Source organism: Asticcacaulis aquihabitans (assembly GCF_032490435.1).
Taxonomy (GTDB): Bacteria; Pseudomonadota; Alphaproteobacteria; order Caulobacterales; family Caulobacteraceae; genus Asticcacaulis.
In genome coordinates this window covers 525,973-548,137 of sequence record NZ_JAVGWM010000001.1, presented here as the reverse complement: position 1 = coordinate 548,137, position 22,165 = coordinate 525,973, and the positions used below count along the sequence as shown (strand labels likewise).

The following is a 22,165-nucleotide window of genomic DNA, read 5'->3' as shown; positions in this document are numbered from 1 at the left end:
TCTTTTGGCGAGGATAATTGCAAACGACTTAAACCCAGTCCGTGGCAAAAGTCACCCTCAAACTGTGCGGTGCGACATAGTTACCGGTGCAGGTAAGTTTTTAGGGAAACTTCAGGGTCGGCCACCGCGTCGTCCAGCGCGATATCCTTGGCGATCAATTGCTTGGCGGCCATGAAATCGGCGGGACGGCTGACGCATTCGGCCGTTTTCAACTGATTGTCGCCGTCAAGATGGAAGACGGAAAACGCGCCGGACGCCGGGTCGCCACGCACCACCGTGCGACAGTCGGGTCGCAGCAGGCCGGCGATTTGAAGCTTGAATTCATACTGATCGGACCAGAACCACGGCGTTTCCACGACCGGTGGCTTGAAGCCGGTGATCGCCGCGGCGGCCTGCTTGGCCTGTTCCAGGGCGTTCGGTACGCTTTCCAGGCGGAAGCGCCCGTCATAGTGCGGCAAGGTGCGCGACGTCACGTCGCCAATGGCGAAAATATTGGCATCGCTGGTTCGCGCCTGTTCATCGACGACGATGCCGTTGGCGCAGGCTAGTCCGGCCGCCTGGGCCAGATCGTCATTGGCCAAAGCGCCGATGCCGACCAGAAGCAGATCGAAGGTGTGGGTACGGCCGTCTTCCAGATGCACGACCTTCTGGTCACCGTCGCCCAGCGACAGCTCGGTAATACGCGCTTCGGTAAAAATGCCGACGCCGCGTCCCATATGCATTTCGGTGAAGAAGGCCGACAGGGCCTGGGACGCAACCCGGGCCAGGATACGGCTTTCGCGTTCGAACACAGTGACCTCGCAGCCGAGGTGGCGCGCCGAGGCTGCGACTTCAAGCCCGACATAGCCCGCGCCGATCAAGCCGATGCGGTGGCCGGGTCGAAGGGCGTTTTTGAGCGCTTCGGCATCGTCCAGGGTCCGCAGCAGGTGGTGCGGCACCCGCTCTGCGCCAGGAACGGGAAAAGGGCGCGCCTTTGAGCCGGTCGCGAGGATCAGGTGATCGTAGGGCAGGGCGATACCGCCGGCCAGCTGGACCGTTTTGTGATCGCGGTCGATGGCGACCGCATGTGTATTGACGCGCGCATCGATCGCCTGATCGGCATAGAATGTGTCGCCGCGCAGATAGAGATCGTCCAGCGAGGCCTCACCCTTGAGCCAGGCCTTGGACAGGGGCGGCCGTTGATAGGGCAAGTAGGGCTCGGCGCCGATCAAGGTAATATGTCCGGCATGGCCGTATTGACGCAGAAAGCCCGCGGCCGCGCCGCCCGCATGGCCGGCGCCAATTATGACCACGCCGCTCATCACACGCCGTCCGGTATGGGGAAGTGGTTTTGCAGGCAGAACGCCTTGATGGTGTTGTTGAGCAGGCAGGCGATAGTCATCGGCCCGACCCCTTTCGGCACCGGTGTAATGGCCAGGGCATGCACCTTTGCGCCATCGAAATCGACGTCGCCGACCAGCTTGCCCTTGGGGCCATCGGGCGTTGCGACCTCTATGCGGTTGATGCCGACGTCGATGACATAGGCGCCGTCCTTCACCCAGTCGCCGGCGATGAACCGGGGCCGTCCGACTGCCGCCACCAGAATCTCGGCGGCGCGGCAGACCTCGGCCAGGTCTCGCGTCTTGGAGTGGGCTATGGTCACGGTGCAGTCTTCGGCCAGTAGCAATTGCGCCATCGGCTTGCCGACGATGTTGGAACGGCCGACGATCACCGCATTCTTGCCCGCCAAGGTGTCGCCATGCGCTTTGGCGGCGTCTTTCAGCAGCATCAGCGAGCCGAGCGGCGTGCAGGGCACGATGCCGTCAAGCCCAACGGCCAACTTTCCCGCATTGGACACATGGAAGCCGTCGACATCCTTGTCCGGATTGATGGCGTCGATCACCTTTAGCGATGACATGTGTTTCGGCAACGGAAGCTGGACCAGAATGCCGTTGACGCCATTGTCGCGGTTCAGTTCGTCGATGAGACGAAGCAGTTCCTCTTCCGACGTGGTGTCGGGCAGGCGGATGGTGCGCGATTCCATGCCGATGGCCATGGTCATCTCGCCCTTGGACTTGACATAGACCTGGCTGGCGGGGTCGTCGCCGACGATGACCACGACCAGGCAAGGCGTCAGGCCGTGCGCCGCCTTAAGATTGGCGACATGGACGGCCAGGCGTTCACGCAGAGCGGCCGCGTAGCCTGCGCCGTCGATGATGTTGCCTCGGTCGGCGGTCTTTTGGTGGAAAGCGATCATGGGGGCCTCGATTACAGGGACGCGACCAGCGATTCCACAAGCGGGCGCAGGGTCAGACTCAAGGGTTCGGCAATGCGGGCGTCATACAGGTGCGGCGTGCCGGAGTCTAGGTAAGTGTCCTGAACTATTTCAATTTGCAGTACCTGCGCCTCCGGGAAGAGCGCACCGTAATGCCGGGTCGTGTAGCCGCCCTTGAAACGACCATCAAGCACGTGGCTATATCTGGTGGTGCGGCCGCGCCAGTTCGCCAGGGCATCCAGGACCGCGCCGCGCAAAGTGGCCCCGCCATTGGTCCCGAAATTGAGGTCCGGCAATCGTCCATCGAAAAGGCTGGGGATGACAGGACGTATGGAATGGGCATCGATCAGCAGGGCTTTGCCGTGACGCGCAATAGCGGCCGTCAGGCTTTGGCGCAGCCGGTCGTGATAGGGCTGCCAGTAGCGGTCGCGCCGGCGCGCGATTTCGTCGACTTCCGGCTCCTCACCTTGGGCATAGATCGGGTTTCGGTCGAAATCCGTTGTCGGGCACAGGCCCGTTTCGAACTTTCCAGGATAGAGGGTATGGCCTTGCGGATCGCGGTTCAGGTCGATGACATAGCGCGAATGGGTGGCGAAAAGCGTCGTGGCGCCCAGATCGCGGGCGAAATCAAACAGGCGATGGACATGAAAATCGGTTTCGCGCACGGCCAGTCCGGTCGGGTTGAGGCGGGCGGCGATATCCGGCGGAATATAGGTGCCGACGTGGGGCGCGGCGATAACGAGCATAGACGTGCCTTCGTGGAAATCGAAGACGGGATGATCCGAAGGCGGAAGATCGCCATGACCGTTTGAAGCAGGCATGACGCCAGTTGAACCTATGCCGCCCTTGGGTGTCAAGCCATATGACCGGCCTTGATCATCAAGGGCCAGCTGATCGTACGAACACGATCCGGATCGCCCCACACCTCTTGGAGCACAGGTGCATAGGCGTCTATTGGATTAGCGCCGGTGGCTTTCGTCATACGCGCCGTTGCCGACCAGCTACGGAAATAGCCAAGCAAACGTCCAATTGTCCAGCTCGCCGAAAGAGTGAAGGGCGGCACCGGGACTTGCGAAAACGGAAAGGCCAGATCGGCGTAGCCGTTTTCGACGTGGTGACGTTCCGGCGTCCAGTACGGGCCGACGATATCGTTGTGCAAATGGTCTATCGCCGCGGTCAGCGCCGCATCATCGCCGCGCGGAATGCCATAGCTCCACACGGCGATGACGCCGTCGGGTTTGAGGACGCGGCGCACCTCAGCGTAAAAGGCGTCCAGGTCGAACCAGTGGAGGGCTTGGGCCACGGTCACCAGATCGACGGACGCCGGGTCCAGTCCGCTCATCGCACCGACATGACGCGTAATGCGGGGGTGCGCAGGCATGGCCGCCAGTTGTTCGGCGCTGACATCGGTGGCCTGAACATGGGTGAAGCGCTCGGCCAGGGCCAGCGACGCCTGTCCGCTGCCGGCACCGACGTCCCAGGTCAGATCGTGCGAAGGGCATTGCTGCGCCAGCCAGTCGAACAGGGCCTCGGGATAGGTCGGCCGCGCCTCGGCGTATTCAGTGGCGACCGAAGAAAACTGGCTGGTCATCCTTGATGCACCCTTACGTAGTGAGCCGACATGCGCGTGTTTCCACAACGCCTATCTTTGCAGGTTTGCATAAGCCTGACAATCGCCCTTGCCATACAGGGCATCGTGCCTAGATAGTGTCGTCTGGATTCTGAGGTGAGGCAAGGCGACGCATGGACATACATCTTTTACTCAATGTGTTCGTCTTTCTGATCGCCGGTTGCGTGGTGGTTCCCCTGGCTGCGCGGTTCAAACTTGGGTCTGTGTTGGGCTATCTGATCGCCGGCGTTATAATCGGGCCCTTCGTCCTGGGCCTGATCGGCGAGGCGGAAAAGGTCATGCACTTCGCCGAATTCGGCGTCATCATGATGATGTTCCTGATCGGCATGGAACTTGAGCCGGCGATTTTGTGGCGGTTGCGCCGCCAGATTGTCGGGCTGGGCGGATTGCAGGTCACCCTGACCGCATTGGCCCTGATGACGACGGGAATCCTGCTTGGGCACGGCTGGCAGGCCTCACTGGCCGTCGGCATGGCTTTGGCCCTGTCGTCCACTGCCCTGGTCATGCAGATGTTGCGGGAAAAGAACCTGACGCACTCAGTGGTGGGTGAAACCTCCTTCGCCATTCTGTTGTTTCAGGACATAGCCGTTATTCCGATCCTGATCATCATTCCCTTGCTGGCATCCAGTCTCAATCTTGGCGGTTTGGCGACGGACGGTGGACATAGCGCCAGCCTGATCGCGCACTGGCCGGCCTGGCTTCAGCCGGTGGCCGTCATAGCGGTCATTGCGGGTGTCATTTTCAGCGGCAAATATCTGTCGCGCTACATCTTCGGCGCCATTGCGCGCGCCAATTTGCGCGAAGTGTTCACCGCCGCGTCGCTGGCTCTGGTCATTGGCGTCACCATACTGATGGAACTGGTCGGGGTTTCACCGGCGCTGGGCGCCTTCATCGCGGGCGTGGTTTTGGCCAATTCCGAATATCGCCGCACGATCGAGACCGACATCGAACCCTTCAAAGGGCTGCTTCTGGGCCTGTTCTTCATTTCGGTCGGCATGGGTATGGATTTCACCGTGCTGATGGCTCATCCGGTAGGCCTGATCGCCGCTGTCGTGGCGGTCATGACGATAAAGGGGATCGTTCTGTTCGGCCTGGGGCGGGTGTTCAAACTGGATACTGCACCCGCACTTGGGCTGGCGTTTGGTCTGAGCCAGGGCGGGGAGTTCGCCTTTGTCCTGTTGCAACTGGTTGGCGGCATGCGCATCATCGACCCGGAAGTACAGAAATTCCTGGTCCTGCTCGTCGCTCTCTCCATCGCGCTTACGCCCATCCTCATTGCCGTCTATGGCCGCTTCATCCAGCCGTTGTTCATGAGCCAGATTCCTCAGCGCGACTATGACGTAATCGACGAGCACAATGGTGTCATTATCGCCGGCTTCGGCCGTTTCGGCCAGATCATCGGCCGCTTCATGGTGAGCCAGGGGCTTGAAATCACGGTTCTGGAAAAAAGCCCCGAACAGGTGGAACTGCTGCGCAAGTTCGGTTCAAAGGCCTATTTCGGCGACGCCACCCGACTTGACCTCCTGCGCGCCGCCGGTGCCGAGGAGGCGCGGATGCTGATCGTCGCCGTCGATGACGCCGAAGCCGCCGTAGAAATCGTCAAGCTGGCCAAACAGCACTTCCCGAGGCTTGTGGTCTACGCCCGCGCCCGCAACCGTCGCCATGCCTATGAGCTGCATCGGGCGGGCGTTGACTATTATCATCGGGAAACGCTCGACTCCTCCCTGACCCTGGCGCGCGATGCCATGATCGCGTTGGGGCATGCCAAGACCGATATCGAACGCCGCGCCAAGAAGTTCCGCAATCACGATATAGAAACGCTCAAGCGGTCGTTCGAGTTCTTTGAAAGTGAGCCCGACCTGATCAATTTCTCCAAGTTGTCACGTGAGGAACTGGAAGGCATTCTGCGCGAAGACAAGCAGGACGCCTGACGAGCCGTCAGGGGCGCAGGGCCGCCAGCTTGGCTTCCAGCGCGGCGGGGTTGAACGGCTTGGCGACATAGTCGTCCATGCCCACAGCCAGACAGCGTTCACGGTCCCCCGACAGGGCGTGAGCGGTTACGCCGATAATGGGCAGATGTGGCTTGCCTTCCTGTGCTTCGAAATCGCGGATCGCCATTGTGGCTTCAAACCCATCCATGTCGTGCATTTGCACGTCCATCAGGCAGGCAATGTAGGTGTTCGACTTGGCGAAATCGACGGCCTCAAGGCCGTTGCTGGCAATGTCATAGGCATAGCCGAATTTTTCCAGACAGGTCGCCACGACCAACACATTGGGCGCATAGTCTTCGACAAGAAGGACGCGCGGCGTCGCCGTGTCTTCGCGTTCAGCTTGGGTTACGAGTTTTATATGTTCAGACGCCATGGAATCGGGTGTGCTTCTTACCTAGGGTTCGGTAAGAATCCGGGAACGGGTGTAAAGGATCAATGAGTATTCGAGGGTTGAAAAAGTGTTTAAAAGCTTGAAACGCAAGGCATTGTGCGGGGTTATCGCCGTATTTGCCGGCATATCGTCCGGCGCCTCGGCGGCCAACCCGATTGTGGCGGGCTGGTACGCCGACCCTGAAATACGCATCTATGGCGACCAGTACTGGATTTTCCCGACCTGGTCAGCCGACGCGGACGCGCCGATGCCGCCGACCCATTTCAGCCCGGCCCAGATCCAACAGCGCGCCAATCCGAAAATATGGTCGCCATTTCTGCGCCAAACCTTTCTCGATGCCTTTTCATCGCCCGATCTCGTCCATTGGCAAAAACATGCGGATGTCCTCGACGTCGAAAACATAGGCTGGGCATCTTTCGCCCTATGGGCGCCATCATCGGTGGAAAAAGACGGGAAATACTATCTGTTCTTCGGTGCGAATGACGTGCACGAAGGCGAGGTGGGCGGGATAGGTGTAGCCGTCGCCGACCAGCCACAAGGCCCGTTCCGCGACCTGATCGGTAAACCGCTGATCGGCGGCATTCATAATGGCGCACAACCCATCGACCAGATGGTCTTTCGCGACGATGACGGCCAGTACTACATGTATTACGGCGGCTGGAAACATTGCAACGTCGTCAAGCTGAGCGCCGATTTCAAAAGCCTGGTGCCGCTTCCGGACGGCGACATGTACAAGGAGATCACGCCCGACCCGGACTATGTCGAGGGCTCCTTCATGATCAAGCGCAAGGGCATCTATTATCTGATGTGGTCGGAAGGCGACTGGACCGGACCGGACTACAGCGTGGCTTACGCTATGAGCCGCTCGCCGTTCGGCCCCTTCAAACGCGAAGGCAAGATATTGCAGCAGGACACGACCATTGCACGCGGGGCTGGCCATCACTCGGTGGTCAATATCCCCGGTACGGACGATTGGTACATCGTCTATCACCGCCGCCCGCTCGACACCAATGACGGCAATCACCGCCAACTGGCCATAGACCACATGTATTTCGACGACAGCGGCCACATCAAGCCGGTGGTGATGACCAATGAAGGCGTAAGTCCGCGCCCGCTTAAATAGGCTTAGGCCAATTTGTCGATGGAAGGCTGGTGGTGGACGCGACAGGGATTGAACCTGTGACCCTTCGCGTGTGAAGCGAATGCTCTCCCGCTGAGCTACGCGTCCATTACCAGATCGGGAGCGGCGTCTTAGCGTGCGTCCGCGCCCCGTGCAAGCGCTTTTCTGCTTTATGCCCGTGTTGTGAGGCAACTGGCGACGGCGGCCGGCAGATCGCGATAGTGATCGAGCAGGGCGTTGGGAGTCAGCTCGCTCAAGGGGCGCTCGCTATAGCCGAAGGTGAAGAGAATGCACGGCACATCCGCGGCCCGGGCGGTCAGGAAGTCGGTTTCCGAATCGCCGACCATGATCGTGCGGGCCATGTCGCCCTGCATTTCATCGACGCAGGCGCGCAGATGCCCGGCGGCGGGCTTTTTGTTAGGCACGACGTCCGCGCCTTTGATTGAGCCGAAACGGTGCGACAGGTTGAGCCGGCGGATCAGTTCGACGGCGAGGTAGTTGTGTTTGTTGGTACAGACGGCGAAGCGCGCGCCGGCGGCCTCAAGCACGTCCAGTGCGGCCACCATGCCGTCATAGGGGCGGCTCAATTCGTCGATATGCTGTTCGTAGAGTGTCAGCAGACGCTGGAGAAGGGGCTTTTCCTGTTCGGCGGCGAGCGGCTGTCCCGCCAGGGCGAAAGCACGGCGCAGCAATTCCATGGCGCCGCGGCCGATCATGGGCCGGGCCTCATCCAGGTGAAACGGCTTCACGCCTTCCTCGATCAGCACCTTGTTCAATGCGCCTATAATGTCCGGAGCGGTGTCAACAAGCGTCCCGTCGAGATCGAAAGCAATGATATAGCCGTCCAGAGTCATTTTATCGCCGCATCCCTTTGCTTTGCCATAGAATAGCCGTTTCGCTTTGGCTCGCTTTGGGCTAAATCGGCCGGACAGGCAAACGAAAAAGAGTCGTGACATGGTTGATACGAAGCGCGCTGCGGTCATTCTGGCGGCGGGGCAGGGGACACGGATGAAAAGTCCGCTGCCCAAGGTGCTCCACAAAATCGGGGGCCGGACCATGTTGGACCGCGCGATCGACGCTGCCTATGAGGTCGGTTGCGAGCGCGTTATTGTCGTCGTCGGCAACCATAGCCCCGAAGTGCGCGCCGTAGCCACCCGGCGGGTGGGGGCGGACAATATCGTCACCCAGGATCCGCCCATGGGCACGGGACACGCGGTCACCATGACTCGCGATGCCCTCGCCACCTTCGATGGCAAGGTGATTGTCACCTATGCCGATAGCCCGCTTATGGCCGCTAAGGTGCTTGAGCCGGTCTTCGCGCTTGATGCGGACCTGGCCGTGCTGGGTTTTGTCGCCGAAGACCCAGCCGCCTATGGCCGGCTGGTGCTGGACGGCGACAAGCTGGACGCCATTGTCGAGATGCGCGAATGCACGCCAGAGCAACTGAAGATCAAGGCCTGCAATTCCGGGGTAATCGCCTGTGACCGCGAGCGTCTGTTTTCCCTTCTGTCCGAGGTGAAGAACGACAATTCCAAGGGCGAATACTATCTGACCGACATTGTCGGGCTGGCGCGGGCGCACGGCCTTCAGCCTAGGGTCACCTTTGCACTGGAAAACGAAGTCCTGGGCGCCAACAGCCAAGCGGAGCTGGCCGTTATTGAAACCGTCTGGCAGGACGGCGTGCGCAAGGGCTTCATGGACAACGGCGTACACATGCCCGCCCCGCAGACCGTGTTCTTTTCGCACGACACCCGGATCGCGCCGGGCGTTACCATCGAGCCGAATGTCGTCTTCGGCGAAGGTGTCACCGTGGCCACCGGCGCTGTCATTCGCGCCTTCTCACACCTCGAAGGCGCCACCGTCGGTGAAGGCGCCCTTATCGGTCCCTATGCCCGCCTGCGTCCCGGGGCGGACATAGGCCGGGAGGCTCACATCGGTAATTTCGTCGAAGTGAAGAATGTAACCATCGGCGATGGCGCCAAGGCCAACCATTTGAGCTACCTCGGCGACGGCAGTGTTGGCGCGGGATCGAACATCGGCGCCGGGACGATCTTCTGCAATTACGACGGCTATTTCAAGTACAAGACCACGATAGGCGAGGCGGCCTTTATCGGTTCCAATACGTCGCTGGTCGCCCCGGTGACCATCGGTGACGGCGCCATGACCGGTTCGGGCTCGGTCATAACCGAAGATGTCGCGCCCGGCGACTTGGCATTCGAGCGAGCGCAGCAGATTGAAAAGGCCGGCTGGGCCACGGCATTCCGCGAACGCAAGGCGGCAGAAAAGGCAGCGACAAAGAAATGACCCCAGAAGAACAAAAGAAACAGGTCGGCGATGCCGCCGCCGCCTATGTCAAGGACGGCATGAAGGTGGGGCTGGGCACCGGATCGACGGCGGCATGGTTCGTCAAGGCGGTGGCGGAACAGGTCAAGGCCGGTATGAATTTGACCCTTGTTTCAACCTCGGTTCAGACGACGCAGCTGGCGCAAAGCCTGGGGCTGGTCATCAAGGACATCAATGATGTCGGGACGCTGGATCTGTGCGTCGATGGCGCCGATGAGGTCGGCCCGGGCCTAGCCCTGATCAAGGGCGGCGGGGCGGCTCTGCTGCGGGAAAAACTGACTTGGGAGCAGGCGAAATCCTGCATCGTCATTGCCGATGACGCCAAGGTCGTCGATGTGCTTGGCCGGTTTGCCTTGCCGATCGAGGTCGAGCCGTTTGCCTGGAAGGGCACGGTCAACCGAATTTCTGACGTGCTGACCGAGTTCGACATCGCCATGATGCCGAAGGTGCGCAAGACGGGACCAAATGCGGACGCGCCCTACTGGATTACCGACGGCGGCAATCTTATCTTCGACGTGGCTTGCGGAGCCATACACGAACCGGTCGGTCTCGCGCATGAACTGAAGTCGTTGACGGGGGTGGTCGATCACGGCCTCTTCCTTGATCTGGCGGATGTGGCGCTGATCGGCGGGCCCGATGGCGTGAAGGTCCTGCATCCCTAAGGCCCGCTTGGGGCGTCTCTTCAATCGCATGAAGACCGTGCGTTTCCGCCCGTGTTTTCCGAAAGTATCGATATGGACAAGTACGACTACGACCTTTTCGTCATCGGCGCCGGTTCCGGCGGCGTGCGCGCAGCGCGGCTGGCGGCACAACTGGGCCTGAAGGTCGGCGTGGCCGAGGAGGACCGTCCCGGCGGCACCTGCGTTCTGCGCGGCTGCGTGCCGAAGAAATTCATGGTCTATGCCTCGGAGTTTTCCGAGCAGGTTCATTACGCGCACGGTTTCGGCTGGACCAAGGCCGAAGCCGGCCCGTTTGACTGGCAGGTCTTTCGTGACACCAACAATGCCGAACTGGACCGCTTGTCGCAGATATATACCGCCAATCTGGTCAAGGCGGGCGCCGAGGTCATTCCTGCCCACGCGGCCTTTAAGGATGAGCACCACCTTGTCTTGACCAGCAAGCAGGGCGGCGAGCGGATCGTGTCGGCCAAGACCATCCTGATCGCCACAGGCGGCTGGCCTTTCCTGCCGCAACATTGTCCGGGCGTTCTGGAACACGGCCTGACGTCGAACGAGATGTTCAACCTGCCTGAATTGCCCAAGAGCCTGGCTATTGTCGGTGGTGGTTACATCGCTGTTGAATTTGCAGGCGTTATGCATGGGTTGGGCGTCGATGTGACGCTCTTCTACCGCGGCCAAAAGATCTTGCGTGGCTTCGATGACGATGTCCGCGATCATTTAGCCAACGAAATGGCGCTGCGCGGGATCAAGGTCCGCACCCAGATCGATCCCGTCGCCCTGAAAAAGACGGATGCAGGCATGGAGATTTCGCTGAACGACGGCACGACCGCTCTGGCTGATCAGGTGTTGTATGCGTCGGGGCGCAAGCCGAAAACCGAAGGCCTGAACCTTGACGCTATCGGGATAACGCCAGACTCGCACGGCGCCATTCCGGTCGACCGCTTCTCGCGCACCACTCATCCGCATATCTACGCCATCGGTGACGTCACCAATCGCCTGAACCTGACACCTGTCGCCATTCGAGAAGCCATCGCCTTTGTTGAGACGGCGTTCAAGGACAATGAGACGGCTTACGACTACGAAAACATCCCGACGGCCGTCTTTTCCCAGCCCCAGATCGGTACGGTCGGCATGACCGAAGCCCAGGCGAAGGACGCAGGCATAGCCTACGATGTTTATCAGACGCGCTTCCGGTCTATGAAAACGGCCTTCATCAAAGGCGAAAGCCGTATCTTCCAGAAGCTGATTGTCGATCAAAAGACGGATGTCGTTCTGGGTGTGCACATTGTCGGTGGCGAAGCCGGTGAGTTGATCCAACTGGCCGGGGTTGCCGTCAAGGCGCAACTGAAAAAGGCGCAGTGGGATGCCACCTGCGCGGTCCACCCGACAGCGGCGGAAGAACTGGTAACCTTGAAAGACAAACGCGCATGACCGACCGGCTGGGGCTTCTGACTGCGGAGCAAAACAAGAGTCCGCTGCGGCGGTTGCGCGACGGCTATACGACCTGGGTGCTGTTTGTCGGTCTGACAGCTTTTGCCGTCTGGGTCTATTATGCCGCGACAGGCTTACCGTCGCTGTTGGCGCTAATCGGCGTTTTGTCCCTGGGGCACCTGTTCCTATCACATGGCTCCTGGAAAGCGTTCGGTGTCTTTGCCGCCCTGACCGCCGCCATGCTCCTGTTGGCTGTGCTACGCTCCGACATGATCGAAGCGATGGTGCGCGGCGCCGACATCGGTACGGCCTATGCCGCGTCGAAGCGCTATTTCGAAGCGCCCATCGTCATCTGGTTCCTCGCCTGGGCCGCCATGTTCGCCGCGCGATCGCAGGACGAAGCGCGATCGGCGCGTATATTCCACTGGTTTGTCTACGTGCTCCTGGCCCTCAGCGTTGTTCAGATGATTGAAGCCGTGTCCAATTTCGGCCTGCGTCAGAGCCTGAGCGATAAGTTCTTCCATAGCCGCGACAAGATGCTGATTGTCGGCTTTTCGAATACCAATTGCGCGTTGCTCATGATGTTCTGGCCGCTGGCCATGGTGCAGGCGGCGCGCCACCGACCGGCGATTATTATTTTCACGGTCATTGCCTTGATCGCTGCGGCGATCACCAGCGACACCAATGCCCACCTGTTGGCCATGGCCGCTTCAGTGGCTGTCTTTTTTGGTGTGAAGTACTGGCCGCGCGCCTTGAAAGCATTCAAGCCCGAACGCGTGCTGGCGGTGCTCACCCTGGTGCCGATGCTGGCCTTTCCGGCCATTATCTATGGTCTGATGAAGAGCGGCATGGCGGAAAAGATAAAGACCGATCTGTTGCCGTCCTGGGCGGCGCGGATCGATATCTGGAGCTATGCTGTTGCTCGCTCGCTGGAAAAGCCTATCTGGGGTTGGGGCTATGAAGCCTCGCGTCAATTCGACCCCATCATTCCCAACCACCCGCACGATATGGCGTTGCAGGCGTGGCTCGAACTGGGGATCCCGGGGTTGATTATCCTCGCGGCTTTCTGGTTCTGGCTGTTTTGGAGCCTGAAAGTGACGGGTGAGGTGGCCGACCTGCCGAATGAAACCGGACTTCGCGCCCTTGATGAGGAGGTCGCGCCCATACCCGATGGCAATCTCTCAACTCGTTTCCAGCCCTACCTCTTGGCCCAGGCCACCATGTTCCTGGTCGTAGGCACCATTAGTTATGGTCTGTGGCGATCTTGGTTCTATTGCCTAGGCGCCTTTGCGGTTATGGCCGCGGTTTTGGCTGTGCGCGCAGCGACACACAGTATAAAGTTACGAAATTAACTACAAGCATCAGACTTTACACGGTAATTTCTTTTCCTATATAGGTCTCTTCTGGTTTCCGGTTGAGTTGAAACCGGTAGTGAGTGTAAATACAGCTATGAAAAAGATTTGGTCCCCAAAAGATTGGCGTGAACTGCCGGCCCTGCACATTCCGAACGATTATCCGGATAGCCAGGCCCTCTCCGCCGTCGAAAGCGAACTGTCGCACTTGCCGCCGCTGGTTTTCGCCGGTGAAGCCCGCCGCCTGACGTCGGCTCTGGGGCAGGTCGCGCAGGGTGAAGCCTTCCTGTTGCAAGGCGGGGATTGCGCGGAATCCTTCAAGGAGTTTTCCGCTGACAACATTCGCGATACCTTCCGCTTGATCCTTCAGATGGCGGTCATCCTGACCTTTGCCGGCGGCAAGCCGGTGGTCAAGGTGGGCCGGATCGCCGGCCAGTTCGGCAAGCCGAGATCGTCGGCGGTCGAAACCATTGATGGCGTAACGCTCCCCAGCTATCGCGGCGACAATATCAATGGCATGGAATTCACGCCGGACGCGCGCATTCCCGATCCGTCGCGGCTGGTGAAGGCCTATCATCAGTCTTCGGCGACGCTCAACCTGCTGCGCGCCTTCGCTCAGGGCGGCTATGCCGACCTGTACAATATTCATAAGTGGACTTTGGGTTTCGTGTCCGGCTCGCCGCAGGGCGAACGGTATCGCGCCCTGGCCGACAAGATTTCTGAAACGCTCAGCTTCATGTCGGCTATCGGCATCAAACCGGAAAGCCAACCGGAAATCCGCCAGGTCGATTTCTTCACGTCGCACGAAGCCTTGCTGCTCAATTACGAGCAGGCGATGACGCGCGTCGATTCCACATCCGGTGACTGGTACGACACCTCAGCCCACATGCTGTGGATCGGTGAGCGTACTCGTCAACTCGACGGTGCGCACGTCAACTACATGAAGGGCATCAAGAATCCGATCGGCGTGAAGGCCGGTCCGACGCTGGAACCGGATGACCTGCTCCGCCTGATCGATACGCTCAACCCTGAAGCCATTCCGGGTCGTCTGACCCTGATCGGCCGTTTCGGTTCGGACAAGATCGCCGAACGTCTGCCCAAGCTTATGGCGGCGACGCGCAAGCATGGCGTACCGGTCGTCTGGTCTATCGACCCGATGCACGGCAATGTCGTCAAGGCCGCCAATGGCTACAAGACGCGGCCGTTCGATCGCATCCTTTCGGAAGTGCGTTCCTTCGTCGATATCGCCAATGCCGAAGGCGTCCATCCGGGCGGCATGCACCTGGAAATGACCGGGCAGAATGTCACCGAATGCACGGGCGGCGCCTTCGCGCTTAGCGAAGAAGACCTGCGCGACCGTTATCACACCCATTGCGATCCACGCCTGAACGCCGACCAGGCGCTGGAACTCAGCTTCCTCGTCGCGGAACGGCTGCACAGTTTGAAAACGGCGGCATCGAAGGCCGCTTAAAATGAAAAGGCCCGGATAGATGTCCGGGCCTTTTTTGTTACACGACGACGTTGATCGCGGTGCCGGTGCCATTTGTCTTTTCCTGGCGTTGTCGCGCCTGCTCCTGAAGCTCCTGCATCATCTGTTTCTGGATGGCTGCGCGTTCTTCAGGCGATTTGGCCGCCAATTTTTCTTTGGTCATGCCGTGGCTGCTGAGCCAGGTGTATTGCATCTTTTCCGCCGGCGACAGCTTGAGGAATTTCATCAAGCTGGCTTCGGTGCTGTCGGACGAAGACGGCGCAATCTGACTGAGCGGATCGGTGGAGGCTTGGGACTTCGTAGCTGTGGATGTGCCGTAACTGGCCGGTAGGGCGTAGGATGAACCTATCTGCATGTGTAAATCTCCGGAGGGGAAGGGGCGGTTCTTCTGAACCTCAGGGACGATTTGCCTATCGCAAGAGGCGTGCCAGTCGGCAGGTGTAAGTCACGCAAGGCTTTGCGGTGATAACAGGCGGGCATGGGGCAGTTTTTACACGGCAAGCGTGTCCGGAGCGGTCAAAAATGCCGTCTAGGCGCTCTCGCGACCAGCATTGAGTGTGATCACGAAATCGGCTATTGAGCCCGGCATGAACCGACTGATCGCACGAATTGAACCTCAAACGAGGGCGGCGTTTGCCGCCCTTTTTGCTCTGTCATGGCCGGTCATCGCCTCACGCGTTGGTGTCATGCTCATGGCGCTGATGGATACCATCGTGGTCGGCCAGCACAGTTCGGCCGAACTGGGCTATCTCACCTTATCCCAATCCCTCTATTGGGTGCCCGCCTTGACATCCATGGGGCTGCTCATGGGTGTACAGGTCAAGACGTCGCACTTTCTGGGCTCCGGCGATCTGCACCGGATCGGCGCGGTCTTTCAGCGCGGCATCGGCTACGCGCTGACGCTGGGCATCGGTTTTATGCTTATGCTGCTGGTGGGCGGCGCGCCTTTCCTAGGCCTGATCGTCAAGCCGGACATGGTCGAAGGCGCGCGCGTGCCTTTGATCATATTCGCCTGCTCCATGCCGCTGTTCCTGCCCGGCGCGGTCGGCACGCAGTTCCTCGAAGCCCTCGGACGGACGCGCGACACCCTGATCGCCACCCTGATCGCCAATGCGCTCAATGTCATCTTGCTGCTGCTTCTTGTACCAGGGCATGTCACCATTTTCGGCATCCATTTCGAAGGGGCGATAGGGGCGGCGACGGCGACCTTGACGGCGCGTGCCTTGCAATCGATCGGCCTGCTTATCCATATACTGCGCCTCAAGGAGACGCGCCCGTTCGACCTGATGGGGCGTCAGGCGCCAGACCATCACGGTGCGGTCGAACAACGCCATGTCGGTTACGCCACGGGTGCTGCCTATTTCATCGAAGTGGCGGCCTTCGCCGGCATGACCATGTTTGCCGGTCATATCGGTGAAATCGAGGTGGCCAGCTGGACCGTTGTGCTCAACTATGCCAGCGTGGTCTTTATGGTGCCCATGGGACTGTCGGCAGGATGTTCGGTTCTGGTCGGTCGCGCCTTCGGGGCGGGGGATCGCGAGGCCCTGGCGCGGACCGGACGCGTCAGCTTCATATCCGCGGCCCTGTTCATGATTGCCGTGGTTGTGTTCACGGCGCTCCTTTCTGGCGTCATCGCGCGGTTTTACAGCCATGACGAGGCCCTGTTGCCGACCATTCAGGCCGGCCTTTTGCTCTCTTGCCTGTTCTTCATCCCTGACGGCCTGCAGGTTGTGGCGGCGCAGGCCTTGCGGGCGCGCAAGGACGTGCTGGCGCCGACGATCATCCATTATGTCTCCTACGGCGCTATCATGTTGCCCCTGGGGTTCGTTTTTTGTCTGACCCTTGGCTGGGGCGTGGCCGGGTTAATCTGGGCCGTCGTGGTCGCCTCGCTGATTTCCGGTACGTTCCAAACGGCGCGGTTCCTCTGGCTCGACCGGCGGGCCGTGCTAAACTCGACAAGCGCGTAGACGCCCTTTAGAAATATGGCTTCATAAGGGTGACAATCTAAGACACGTCGAGGGCGTCTGAGGGCCTGGGAGGTGCTTTTGACCCGCAATATGGTGAGGATGTGCGAGATGCTTGATGATCTACAGGGAAAATGTGTGCTGATTACGGGCGCCAGCACGGGCATAGGCGCCGCCGCGGCCAAGGGATTTGCGCGTCTCGGTGCCAGGGTGGTCGTCCACTACAACGCCAGCGAAGCCGAAGCGCAAAAAGTGGTGGACCTGATTTCCGCCGATGGCGGTGAAGCGCACCTGATGCAGGCCGATCTGATGACGCCTGCAAACGCCGGACCCTTGGTCGATGCCGCCGCGCGTAAACTGGGCGGTTTGGATATATTGGTCAACAATGCCGGATCGCTGATGACCCGGACCCTGTTTCTCGATTGGGATGCCGCTCTCTATGAGCGGGTTATGAACCTCAATGTTCGGTCCGTCATCGAAGGCAGTCAGGCGGCGGTACCGCACATGCAGGCGCGCGGCGGCGGGGCTATTGTCAACCTGGGCTCGATTGCCGGTAACAACGGCGGCGGACCCGGTTCGGGATTGTATGCCGGGGCCAAGGCCTTCGTGTACAATGTCACGCGTCATATGGCCAGCGATCTCGCCAAGCTCAACATCCGTGTCAATGCCATTGCGCCGGGCGTTATCGCAACGCCATTTCACGATCTGACGCCTGCCGATCGCATGGAGGCCATGCGTAGTTCCATACCCATGCAGCGGATCGGGACGCCGGAAGAGTGTGTTGGGGCCATCGTCTTCCTGGCGTCGAACAGCATGAGCGCCTATGTCACCGGCCAGATCGTGCACATCAACGGCGGGCAATTAATGCCAGCCTGATCGCCTTAGAGCGTGTTCCGATCTGACGGCATCAGATCGGCGCTCTAATTTTTGTTTTTACACGCTTTTTGATCCGAAAAGTGCGTCACACTTTTCGGATAGCGCTCTAGGCTGGCTTTACGCCGTCTACCAGCAGTACGCGATAGTCGGCAGCCCGGTGTCGGTGCTGCATGGCGGCCTGATAGGCAGGGGAGCCATGCCAGCGTCGCGCAGCGTCCATATCGTCGAATTCCAGAATGACGATGCCGTCGGCATCCTCGCCTTCCAGGGTTTCATGCGGCCCATAAAAAGCCAACTGCCGGGGTGGTGTGTCGCCGCGCGCCTTGCGGGCCAATTCGGCGTAGATAGCCATTTCCGCCGGATCGATCATCCGGTCCCTGATCATGATGACGTATGCGGTCATGTTACCACTCCTGAGGTATGTGCTGCGATGGCTCTATGCCGAGCGCGGTGCAAAAAGGATGGTCGCCGAACCGGCCAGGCACAGGATCAACCCCGCGCCGTCCCATAGATCGGGTGGCCGTTTTTCGATCAGCCACATCCAGCCAAGCGATGCGGCTATGTAGATGGCGCCGTAAGCCGCATAGGCGCGGCCCGCCGCTGGGGTATCAATGAGCGTCAGAAGCACGCAAACGCGCACAGGCTGAGCGCGCCCGGTATCAGCCAAGCAGGTGACTGCTTGAGTTTGAGTACGGCCCACAGGCTATAGCAGCCGGCGATTTCGGCGATGGCGGCCAGAATATAGACCGCCAGCGATTTAAACACCGAGCATCCAGCCTTCTTCGGTGGCGGCAATGGCGGTGTCCGCCTCGCTCAGGCCCTTGGGGCCGGCGAACAGGGCGCCGAGTTGCCCCTTGTCGTCCGCTTCGGCAAGGGCCGTGGCGGTCAGTCGCACGCCGGTCGCGTCCTTGACTTCGCCGGATTCCGCAGCACCTTCATATAGTGGCGAATAGATTTCGGCGATGACGGTCGACAGGCCCGCCACGCTCTCTTCGGTAAGCGTGTTGAACCCGGTCTGGAAGGGCCACACCTGCGCCTGTTCGCCTAGCGATTCCGCCAGCGATTTGACCGCAGTGATACCCAGCATCGATTGTCCGCCAACTACGCCCGCACCGTGCATTTGCCACAGACTTTTGGAGTGAGCGGCCTTACGCAGCTTCAGGGTTTCCTGTTCCGTCAGGCGCAATTCAGGGAAATCGCCGAACGAGTCCGGTTTGAGCGTCGATAGCCATTTCTGCGCGTCGCTCTTGGGGCAGCCCCAGAACGGATAGGCTTCGTCGGTCATCAGGCGGTTCATCTTCGCCGCCACCTGGAACCGGTTATTCTTGTTATCCGGCTTGTCGACGATATTCTTGGCCAGGAAATCCCACATGCCGCGCCAATCCGCCGTCTTTAGTTGCAGGCGCGCCGCCGTGCCGCGCGGGAAGCCCAACGCGAAATCGACGCCAACCAGCACGCGGTCGCCGCGTTTACGCAAGTCAGCCAGAAGCGTGCGCAAAAGCGTTGCGGCTTCGGCGCGCGTTGCTGGGTTATGCGACTGATAGGACAGGCGGAAGCGGATGTCGCGCTTCATCACGCCAATCCATACCGAGGATTCGCCGGTCTTCTTGCCTTCGGCGGCGCTGTAATCGACGATCACATAGGCGCCAAACAATCGGTTCACGGGAGATCTCCATAGTCACAAGTGCCGCTGCTTTTAGCCCCTTTGGGCCATGGGAAAAAGCGGATTATGACGCTTTGCACAATTTATGTCCGTAATGTGTATTCCTTTTTTGCCTCGAAACGGGTTAAGCCCATACCCGCAGAGATTTTGGTGACAGGTGAGGGACCATGGCCAGCATATTGCGAGTGGGCGTAGCCGGAGCGGGCGTATTCGGCGGGTACCACGCCAATAAGTACACGCAGGCACAGGATGTCGAATTTGTCGGAATCTACGATATCGACAAGGCGCGGGCCGAAGCTGCGGCGGCGCCCCACGGCGTAAAGGCCTTCGGCGGCGATGAACTGGCGGATTTTCTGGCCAGCATCGATGCGGTGACCATCGCCACCCCCGCCTTTGCTCATGCCGGCGTCGCACTGAAAGCGCTGGATGCCGGTGTGCATGTCTATACCGAAAAACCTCTGGCCATTTCTGAAGACGACGGCCAGGCCATGGTCGAGCGCGCCCGTGCCGCCAACCTTGTGCTGGCGTGCGGCCATCAGGAACGGGCGGTGTTCGAAGCCATGGGGCTCTATGATGTACCCGAAATTCCTGTGCGCCTCGAAGCGGTGCGCAATGGGACGGCCTCGACGCGTAATCTCGATGTCTCCGTTGTGCTCGATCTCATGATCCACGATCTCGATCTGGCCCTGACTTTGGCTGGCGTTGGCGCTGGCGGGCTGACGGCTAAGGCCAACTATCGCCGTGAGGACGGCTACCGCGCTGTCGGCGCGGATGAGGTGACGGCCGACGTTGATTTTGAAAATGGCATGAAGGCGGTCTTCAAGGCGTCACGTATGGCAGCCGAACGCGAACGCACCATGCGTATCGTTTACCCGAGCGGCGAAGTGTTCATCGACCTGCTGAACCGCAAATTTGAAAACAACACGCCGTTCGCTCTCAATCCGGATTTCGCTGAGGCCGCCATCGCCAAGGACCCGCTTGGGACCAGTGTCTTCCGTTTTCTGGATTGCGTTCGTGGAACGCGCGCCGCGCCGTTGTGCACCGGCCAGGCGGCTTTGAAGGCGCTGGAATTGGCTTTGGCGATAGATGAAGACGTCGCGCCCGCCTAAGCTGTCGGCTTAAAGAGGGGGCCGGCCGCGGACTTTACTGCGGCTGCCCCTTGAAGATAATGCCGAGGGCTAAAACGGCGAACCCGCCTGTCATGAGCCAATAATGGTATTCGCGTAATTGGGGTGCGATGCCGAAATAGCCGACCAGGCTAGCCATGACCAAGGCCACGGATATGAAAAACAACAACAACGTGAAAGCTGAGACTTTCATAACCGACGTGAACCCACCCACCTGAATTATTCAGGTCGCAACGACCCAAGCGCTACTGCATAGGCCTATTTGTTCAAACAATTGTGATAAGATCAACGGAAAATTAGCCAAATTTCCGCCTGTCTGCTTTCGGCACGCTAAAATTATCGCCGGTGCGTGATTGATCTATTTTTGATTGTGTTAAATCGCGCGTGCCGTGAACAAGAGTTCGTGCAGTGCAGCAATCGCCGAAAACATCGATACCGCCAGAAGCATGCGCGCGACGCCCAGTTCTTCCGGCGCAAAGGCGGTCCGGCCTTCGATAATCGCCACGAAGGGCACGATCGAGGTGCGGCGCTTGATCGACGCATAGACGTCCCCCATGAGAGCCAGCCGCTTACGGTCGATATTATTGGCGCCCAAAGCGGTCAGGGCCAGCATGGACCCGAAAAATATCCAGGCGGCCAGATTACCATTGGTGATCAGGTGCGTCGCCGCCCAGATGCCGATACCGGCCAGGATCGGATGGCGCGATACGCGGACAATGCCGTACACGGTCTTATCCGGTAACTGGCGCAGGGCCAGGAGGTTGGTTGGAGAGGGCGTCGTCAAACCGACAACCACTAGCAGGAAAGCCAGAAAATTACCGAGCAGGCCGATGACGCGCAGGAAGGTGCCCGACTTCCACAAAACCACATTCATCGGGTCGCCCAGCGCCATGGCAAAGGCGATCCCCATCCAAATCAAGCCGCCGATCGAGAGCAATGAGAACAGGATGTAATAGGCGACGCCGCCAATCCGGCCGATAATCTGTTCCTTCATCGTCGTACCGCTGATCAGCAGATGGATGAATAGGAAGAAGGCGCAGGCAAGAGCCAGGGTCCACATGGTTGTCTCCGGGGCGAGTCGCTTACAGGACTAGCACAGCGATCTGCGCGGCGGGATGAAAAATGATCAAATATAGGGGATTAGTGGTGCGTTCAGCACGTCGCCTTCGGTCTGCTTCGGGGGGGCAGGGGGCGACGACGGCGGTGTCGCGGGCGGCAGGATGGGCGCAGCTGCTACCTGAGGCAGGGGGGCAGGAGCGGGCGGCGGGCCGCTGACGGGCGCGGGTTTGGGTGCCGGGGATGTCGCCGTGCGGCGCAGGACGGCTTCGACGTGGTAGAACCATTTGCGCGCATTGTTCATGGCGGCGCGCGGACCTTCGGCGCGTGCGGTCAGGTTGTCGTGCGGGTCCCACATGACCAGTTCAAAATCAGGGTCGGCGGGATCATCGAAGATCAGCCGCATGGTCACACGGTTGACCACGGGCGCGATATCGTCGAGCAACTTCACCGGTCCGCCGCGCACGACCCGGCCGACGACCCGGTCATCGACGAAGACCTCTATGCCCAGCAATTCATGCATGGTGTAGGGCTTGTGCGGCACCTTGCCGAAATTGCGCACGATGATCACCCGGTTGCCTTCGTACGAACTGGCGGCCGCTGCCTTGCGGACCGGCTCAAGCGCCATGACGTCGGCCTTGTACCGGCGGCCATCGGCGTCGGTCAGGCCTTCGCGCAGTTCGTCCTCAAGCTTCTTGGGTTGTTCGACGCGGGAGTCGTAGAGGCGGTACAGTACGACCAGTATGGCCAGTACGGCGGCTGAAAGAATGACGATTGTCGGCAAATATGTCGGCAAAG

At 60.0% G+C, this 22,165-nt stretch carries 22 protein-coding genes, 1 tRNA gene and 1 pseudogene; 10 read left to right on the top strand and 14 right to left on the bottom strand.

Annotation, left to right across the window (positions count from 1 at the left end; translation table 11 throughout):
* Positions 1–80 precede the first annotated feature (80 nt).
* The 4 genes from RCJ00_RS02710 to RCJ00_RS02695 are packed head-to-tail and all read right to left on the bottom strand — an operon-like array spanning position 81 to position 3,845.
* A complete protein-coding gene (locus RCJ00_RS02710) occupies positions 81–1,304 on the bottom strand; it encodes an NAD(P)/FAD-dependent oxidoreductase (RefSeq protein WP_316220090.1) in 1,224 nt (407 codons plus the stop codon).
* A complete protein-coding gene (locus tag RCJ00_RS02705; protein ID WP_316220089.1) occupies positions 1,301–2,236 on the bottom strand; it encodes a bifunctional 5,10-methylenetetrahydrofolate dehydrogenase/5,10-methenyltetrahydrofolate cyclohydrolase in 936 nt (311 codons plus the stop codon). Before RCJ00_RS02705 ends, RCJ00_RS02710 begins: the two co-directional genes overlap by 4 nt.
* Positions 2,237–2,247: 11 nt before the next feature.
* Positions 2,248–3,075 (bottom strand): N-formylglutamate deformylase, encoded by an 828-nt coding sequence (gene hutG / locus RCJ00_RS02700; protein WP_316220088.1) that lies wholly within the window; start codon positions 3,073–3,075, stop codon positions 2,248–2,250.
* A 32-nt stretch (positions 3,076–3,107) separates the two neighbouring features.
* Positions 3,108–3,845, bottom strand: coding sequence for a class I SAM-dependent methyltransferase (locus RCJ00_RS02695; RefSeq protein WP_316220087.1), 738 nt, complete (start codon positions 3,843–3,845; stop codon positions 3,108–3,110).
* 152 nt (positions 3,846–3,997) lie between these two features.
* On the opposite strand from RCJ00_RS02695, the gene RCJ00_RS02690 reads away from it, so the two are divergent.
* Positions 3,998–5,815, top strand: a complete 1,818-nt coding sequence (locus tag RCJ00_RS02690) for a monovalent cation:proton antiporter-2 (CPA2) family protein (protein WP_316220086.1) — start codon at positions 3,998–4,000, stop codon at positions 5,813–5,815.
* A gap of 7 nt (positions 5,816–5,822) precedes the next feature.
* Here RCJ00_RS02690 and RCJ00_RS02685 read toward each other — a convergent pair whose 3' ends face one another.
* On the bottom strand, positions 5,823–6,248 hold the full coding sequence (locus tag RCJ00_RS02685; RefSeq protein WP_316220085.1) for a response regulator: 426 nt from the start codon (positions 6,246–6,248) through the stop codon (positions 5,823–5,825).
* An 85-nt stretch (positions 6,249–6,333) separates the two neighbouring features.
* On the opposite strand from RCJ00_RS02685, the gene RCJ00_RS02680 reads away from it, so the two are divergent.
* Complete coding sequence (locus tag RCJ00_RS02680) at positions 6,334–7,389, top strand: glycoside hydrolase family 43 protein (RefSeq protein ID WP_316220084.1); 1,056 nt, start codon at positions 6,334–6,336, stop codon at positions 7,387–7,389.
* 30 nt (positions 7,390–7,419) lie between these two features.
* Here the strand turns inward: RCJ00_RS02680 and RCJ00_RS02675 are convergent.
* A tRNA-Val gene (locus RCJ00_RS02675) sits at positions 7,420–7,494 on the bottom strand.
* A 62-nt stretch (positions 7,495–7,556) separates the two neighbouring features.
* Positions 7,557–8,240 (bottom strand): HAD hydrolase-like protein, encoded by a 684-nt coding sequence (locus tag RCJ00_RS02670; RefSeq protein ID WP_316220083.1) that lies wholly within the window; start codon positions 8,238–8,240, stop codon positions 7,557–7,559.
* A 100-nt stretch (positions 8,241–8,340) separates the two neighbouring features.
* Between RCJ00_RS02670 and glmU the strand changes: the two genes are divergently transcribed.
* The 5 genes from glmU (at position 8,341) to RCJ00_RS02645 (ending at position 14,663) form a co-directional block, all read left to right on the top strand.
* The gene (gene glmU / locus RCJ00_RS02665; RefSeq protein WP_316220082.1) at positions 8,341–9,690 is read left to right on the top strand and encodes a bifunctional UDP-N-acetylglucosamine diphosphorylase/glucosamine-1-phosphate N-acetyltransferase GlmU; all 1,350 of its coding nucleotides are present in this window, start codon (positions 8,341–8,343) and stop codon (positions 9,688–9,690) included.
* Positions 9,687–10,391 carry a ribose-5-phosphate isomerase RpiA gene (gene rpiA, locus RCJ00_RS02660; RefSeq protein ID WP_316220080.1) on the top strand — a complete coding sequence of 235 codons (705 nt, stop codon included), beginning with the start codon at positions 9,687–9,689 and terminating at the stop codon, positions 10,389–10,391. Before glmU ends, rpiA begins: the two co-directional genes overlap by 4 nt.
* 72 nt (positions 10,392–10,463) lie before the next feature.
* Positions 10,464–11,840, top strand: a complete 1,377-nt coding sequence (gene gorA / locus RCJ00_RS02655) for a glutathione-disulfide reductase (RefSeq protein ID WP_316220079.1) — start codon at positions 10,464–10,466, stop codon at positions 11,838–11,840.
* Positions 11,837–13,192 carry an O-antigen ligase family protein gene (locus tag RCJ00_RS02650; RefSeq protein WP_316220078.1) on the top strand — a complete coding sequence of 452 codons (1,356 nt, stop codon included), beginning with the start codon at positions 11,837–11,839 and terminating at the stop codon, positions 13,190–13,192. Before gorA ends, RCJ00_RS02650 begins: the two co-directional genes overlap by 4 nt.
* Before the next feature lie 97 nt (positions 13,193–13,289).
* On the top strand, positions 13,290–14,663 hold the full coding sequence (locus RCJ00_RS02645) for a class II 3-deoxy-7-phosphoheptulonate synthase (RefSeq protein WP_316220077.1): 1,374 nt from the start codon (positions 13,290–13,292) through the stop codon (positions 14,661–14,663).
* Positions 14,664–14,700: 37 nt separating this feature from the next.
* On the opposite strand, the gene RCJ00_RS02640 is transcribed toward RCJ00_RS02645, so the two are convergent.
* Complete coding sequence (locus tag RCJ00_RS02640; RefSeq protein WP_316220076.1) at positions 14,701–15,036, bottom strand: hypothetical protein; 336 nt, start codon at positions 15,034–15,036, stop codon at positions 14,701–14,703.
* 232 nt (positions 15,037–15,268) lie between these two features.
* Between RCJ00_RS02640 and RCJ00_RS02635 the strand changes: the two genes are divergently transcribed.
* Together RCJ00_RS02635 and RCJ00_RS02630 are read left to right on the top strand one after the other, a co-directional pair.
* Positions 15,269–16,648, top strand: a complete 1,380-nt coding sequence (locus RCJ00_RS02635) for an MATE family efflux transporter (protein ID WP_316220075.1) — start codon at positions 15,269–15,271, stop codon at positions 16,646–16,648.
* Between the two features lie 108 nt (positions 16,649–16,756).
* Positions 16,757–17,521 carry an SDR family NAD(P)-dependent oxidoreductase gene (locus RCJ00_RS02630; protein ID WP_316220074.1) on the top strand — a complete coding sequence of 255 codons (765 nt, stop codon included), beginning with the start codon at positions 16,757–16,759 and terminating at the stop codon, positions 17,519–17,521.
* 106 nt (positions 17,522–17,627) lie between these two features.
* On the opposite strand, the gene RCJ00_RS02625 is transcribed toward RCJ00_RS02630, so the two are convergent.
* From RCJ00_RS02625 to RCJ00_RS02615, 3 genes and pseudogenes are all read right to left on the bottom strand, one after another.
* Entirely contained in the window at positions 17,628–17,924 is a 297-nt protein-coding gene (locus RCJ00_RS02625; protein WP_316220073.1) for a DUF1330 domain-containing protein, read from the bottom strand.
* Between the two features lie 33 nt (positions 17,925–17,957).
* A pseudogene (locus RCJ00_RS02620) lies at positions 17,958–18,286 on the bottom strand (YnfA family protein).
* The gene (locus RCJ00_RS02615) at positions 18,279–19,184 is read right to left on the bottom strand and encodes a cobalamin biosynthesis protein CbiG (protein ID WP_316220072.1); all 906 of its coding nucleotides are present in this window, start codon (positions 19,182–19,184) and stop codon (positions 18,279–18,281) included. Before RCJ00_RS02615 ends, RCJ00_RS02620 begins: the two are co-directional and overlap by 8 nt.
* Positions 19,185–19,351: 167 nt before the next feature.
* Between RCJ00_RS02615 and RCJ00_RS02610 the strand changes: the two genes are divergently transcribed.
* Positions 19,352–20,293 carry a Gfo/Idh/MocA family protein gene (locus RCJ00_RS02610; protein ID WP_316220071.1) on the top strand — a complete coding sequence of 314 codons (942 nt, stop codon included), beginning with the start codon at positions 19,352–19,354 and terminating at the stop codon, positions 20,291–20,293.
* 34 nt (positions 20,294–20,327) lie between these two features.
* Here the strand turns inward: RCJ00_RS02610 and RCJ00_RS02605 are convergent, their stop codons facing one another.
* The 3 genes from RCJ00_RS02605 to RCJ00_RS02595 form a co-directional block, all read right to left on the bottom strand.
* Positions 20,328–20,450, bottom strand: a complete 123-nt coding sequence (locus RCJ00_RS02605) for a hypothetical protein (protein ID WP_316220069.1) — start codon at positions 20,448–20,450, stop codon at positions 20,328–20,330.
* 234 nt (positions 20,451–20,684) lie between these two features.
* Positions 20,685–21,371 carry an NnrU family protein gene (locus RCJ00_RS02600; RefSeq protein WP_316220067.1) on the bottom strand — a complete coding sequence of 229 codons (687 nt, stop codon included), beginning with the start codon at positions 21,369–21,371 and terminating at the stop codon, positions 20,685–20,687.
* A gap of 66 nt (positions 21,372–21,437) precedes the next feature.
* Positions 21,438–22,163 (bottom strand): hypothetical protein, encoded by a 726-nt coding sequence (locus tag RCJ00_RS02595; protein WP_316220066.1) that lies wholly within the window; start codon positions 22,161–22,163, stop codon positions 21,438–21,440.
* Between the last annotated feature and the right edge of the window lie 2 nt (positions 22,164–22,165).

Coding starts and splice junctions, on each gene's coding strand:
- RCJ00_RS02705 (WP_316220089.1), bottom strand. CDS start 2,236: ATGATCGCTTTCCACCAAAAGACCGCCGACCGAGGCAACATCATCGAC.
- hutG (WP_316220088.1), bottom strand. CDS start 3,075: ATGCCTGCTTCAAACGGTCATGGCGATCTTCCGCCTTCGGATCATCCC.
- RCJ00_RS02695 (WP_316220087.1), bottom strand. CDS start 3,845: ATGACCAGCCAGTTTTCTTCGGTCGCCACTGAATACGCCGAGGCGCGG.
- RCJ00_RS02690 (WP_316220086.1), top strand. CDS start 3,998: ATGGACATACATCTTTTACTCAATGTGTTCGTCTTTCTGATCGCCGGT.
- RCJ00_RS02685 (WP_316220085.1), bottom strand. CDS start 6,248: ATGGCGTCTGAACATATAAAACTCGTAACCCAAGCTGAACGCGAAGAC.
- RCJ00_RS02670 (WP_316220083.1), bottom strand. CDS start 8,240: ATGACTCTGGACGGCTATATCATTGCTTTCGATCTCGACGGGACGCTT.
- glmU (WP_316220082.1), top strand. CDS start 8,341: ATGGTTGATACGAAGCGCGCTGCGGTCATTCTGGCGGCGGGGCAGGGG.
- rpiA (WP_316220080.1), top strand. CDS start 9,687: ATGACCCCAGAAGAACAAAAGAAACAGGTCGGCGATGCCGCCGCCGCC.
- gorA (WP_316220079.1), top strand. CDS start 10,464: ATGGACAAGTACGACTACGACCTTTTCGTCATCGGCGCCGGTTCCGGC.
- RCJ00_RS02650 (WP_316220078.1), top strand. CDS start 11,837: ATGACCGACCGGCTGGGGCTTCTGACTGCGGAGCAAAACAAGAGTCCG.
- RCJ00_RS02645 (WP_316220077.1), top strand. CDS start 13,290: ATGAAAAAGATTTGGTCCCCAAAAGATTGGCGTGAACTGCCGGCCCTG.
- RCJ00_RS02640 (WP_316220076.1), bottom strand. CDS start 15,036: ATGCAGATAGGTTCATCCTACGCCCTACCGGCCAGTTACGGCACATCC.
- RCJ00_RS02635 (WP_316220075.1), top strand. CDS start 15,269: ATGAACCGACTGATCGCACGAATTGAACCTCAAACGAGGGCGGCGTTT.
- RCJ00_RS02630 (WP_316220074.1), top strand. CDS start 16,757: ATGCTTGATGATCTACAGGGAAAATGTGTGCTGATTACGGGCGCCAGC.
- RCJ00_RS02625 (WP_316220073.1), bottom strand. CDS start 17,924: ATGACCGCATACGTCATCATGATCAGGGACCGGATGATCGATCCGGCG.
- RCJ00_RS02610 (WP_316220071.1), top strand. CDS start 19,352: ATGGCCAGCATATTGCGAGTGGGCGTAGCCGGAGCGGGCGTATTCGGC.
- RCJ00_RS02605 (WP_316220069.1), bottom strand. CDS start 20,450: ATGGCTAGCCTGGTCGGCTATTTCGGCATCGCACCCCAATTACGCGAA.
- RCJ00_RS02600 (WP_316220067.1), bottom strand. CDS start 21,371: ATGTGGACCCTGGCTCTTGCCTGCGCCTTCTTCCTATTCATCCATCTG.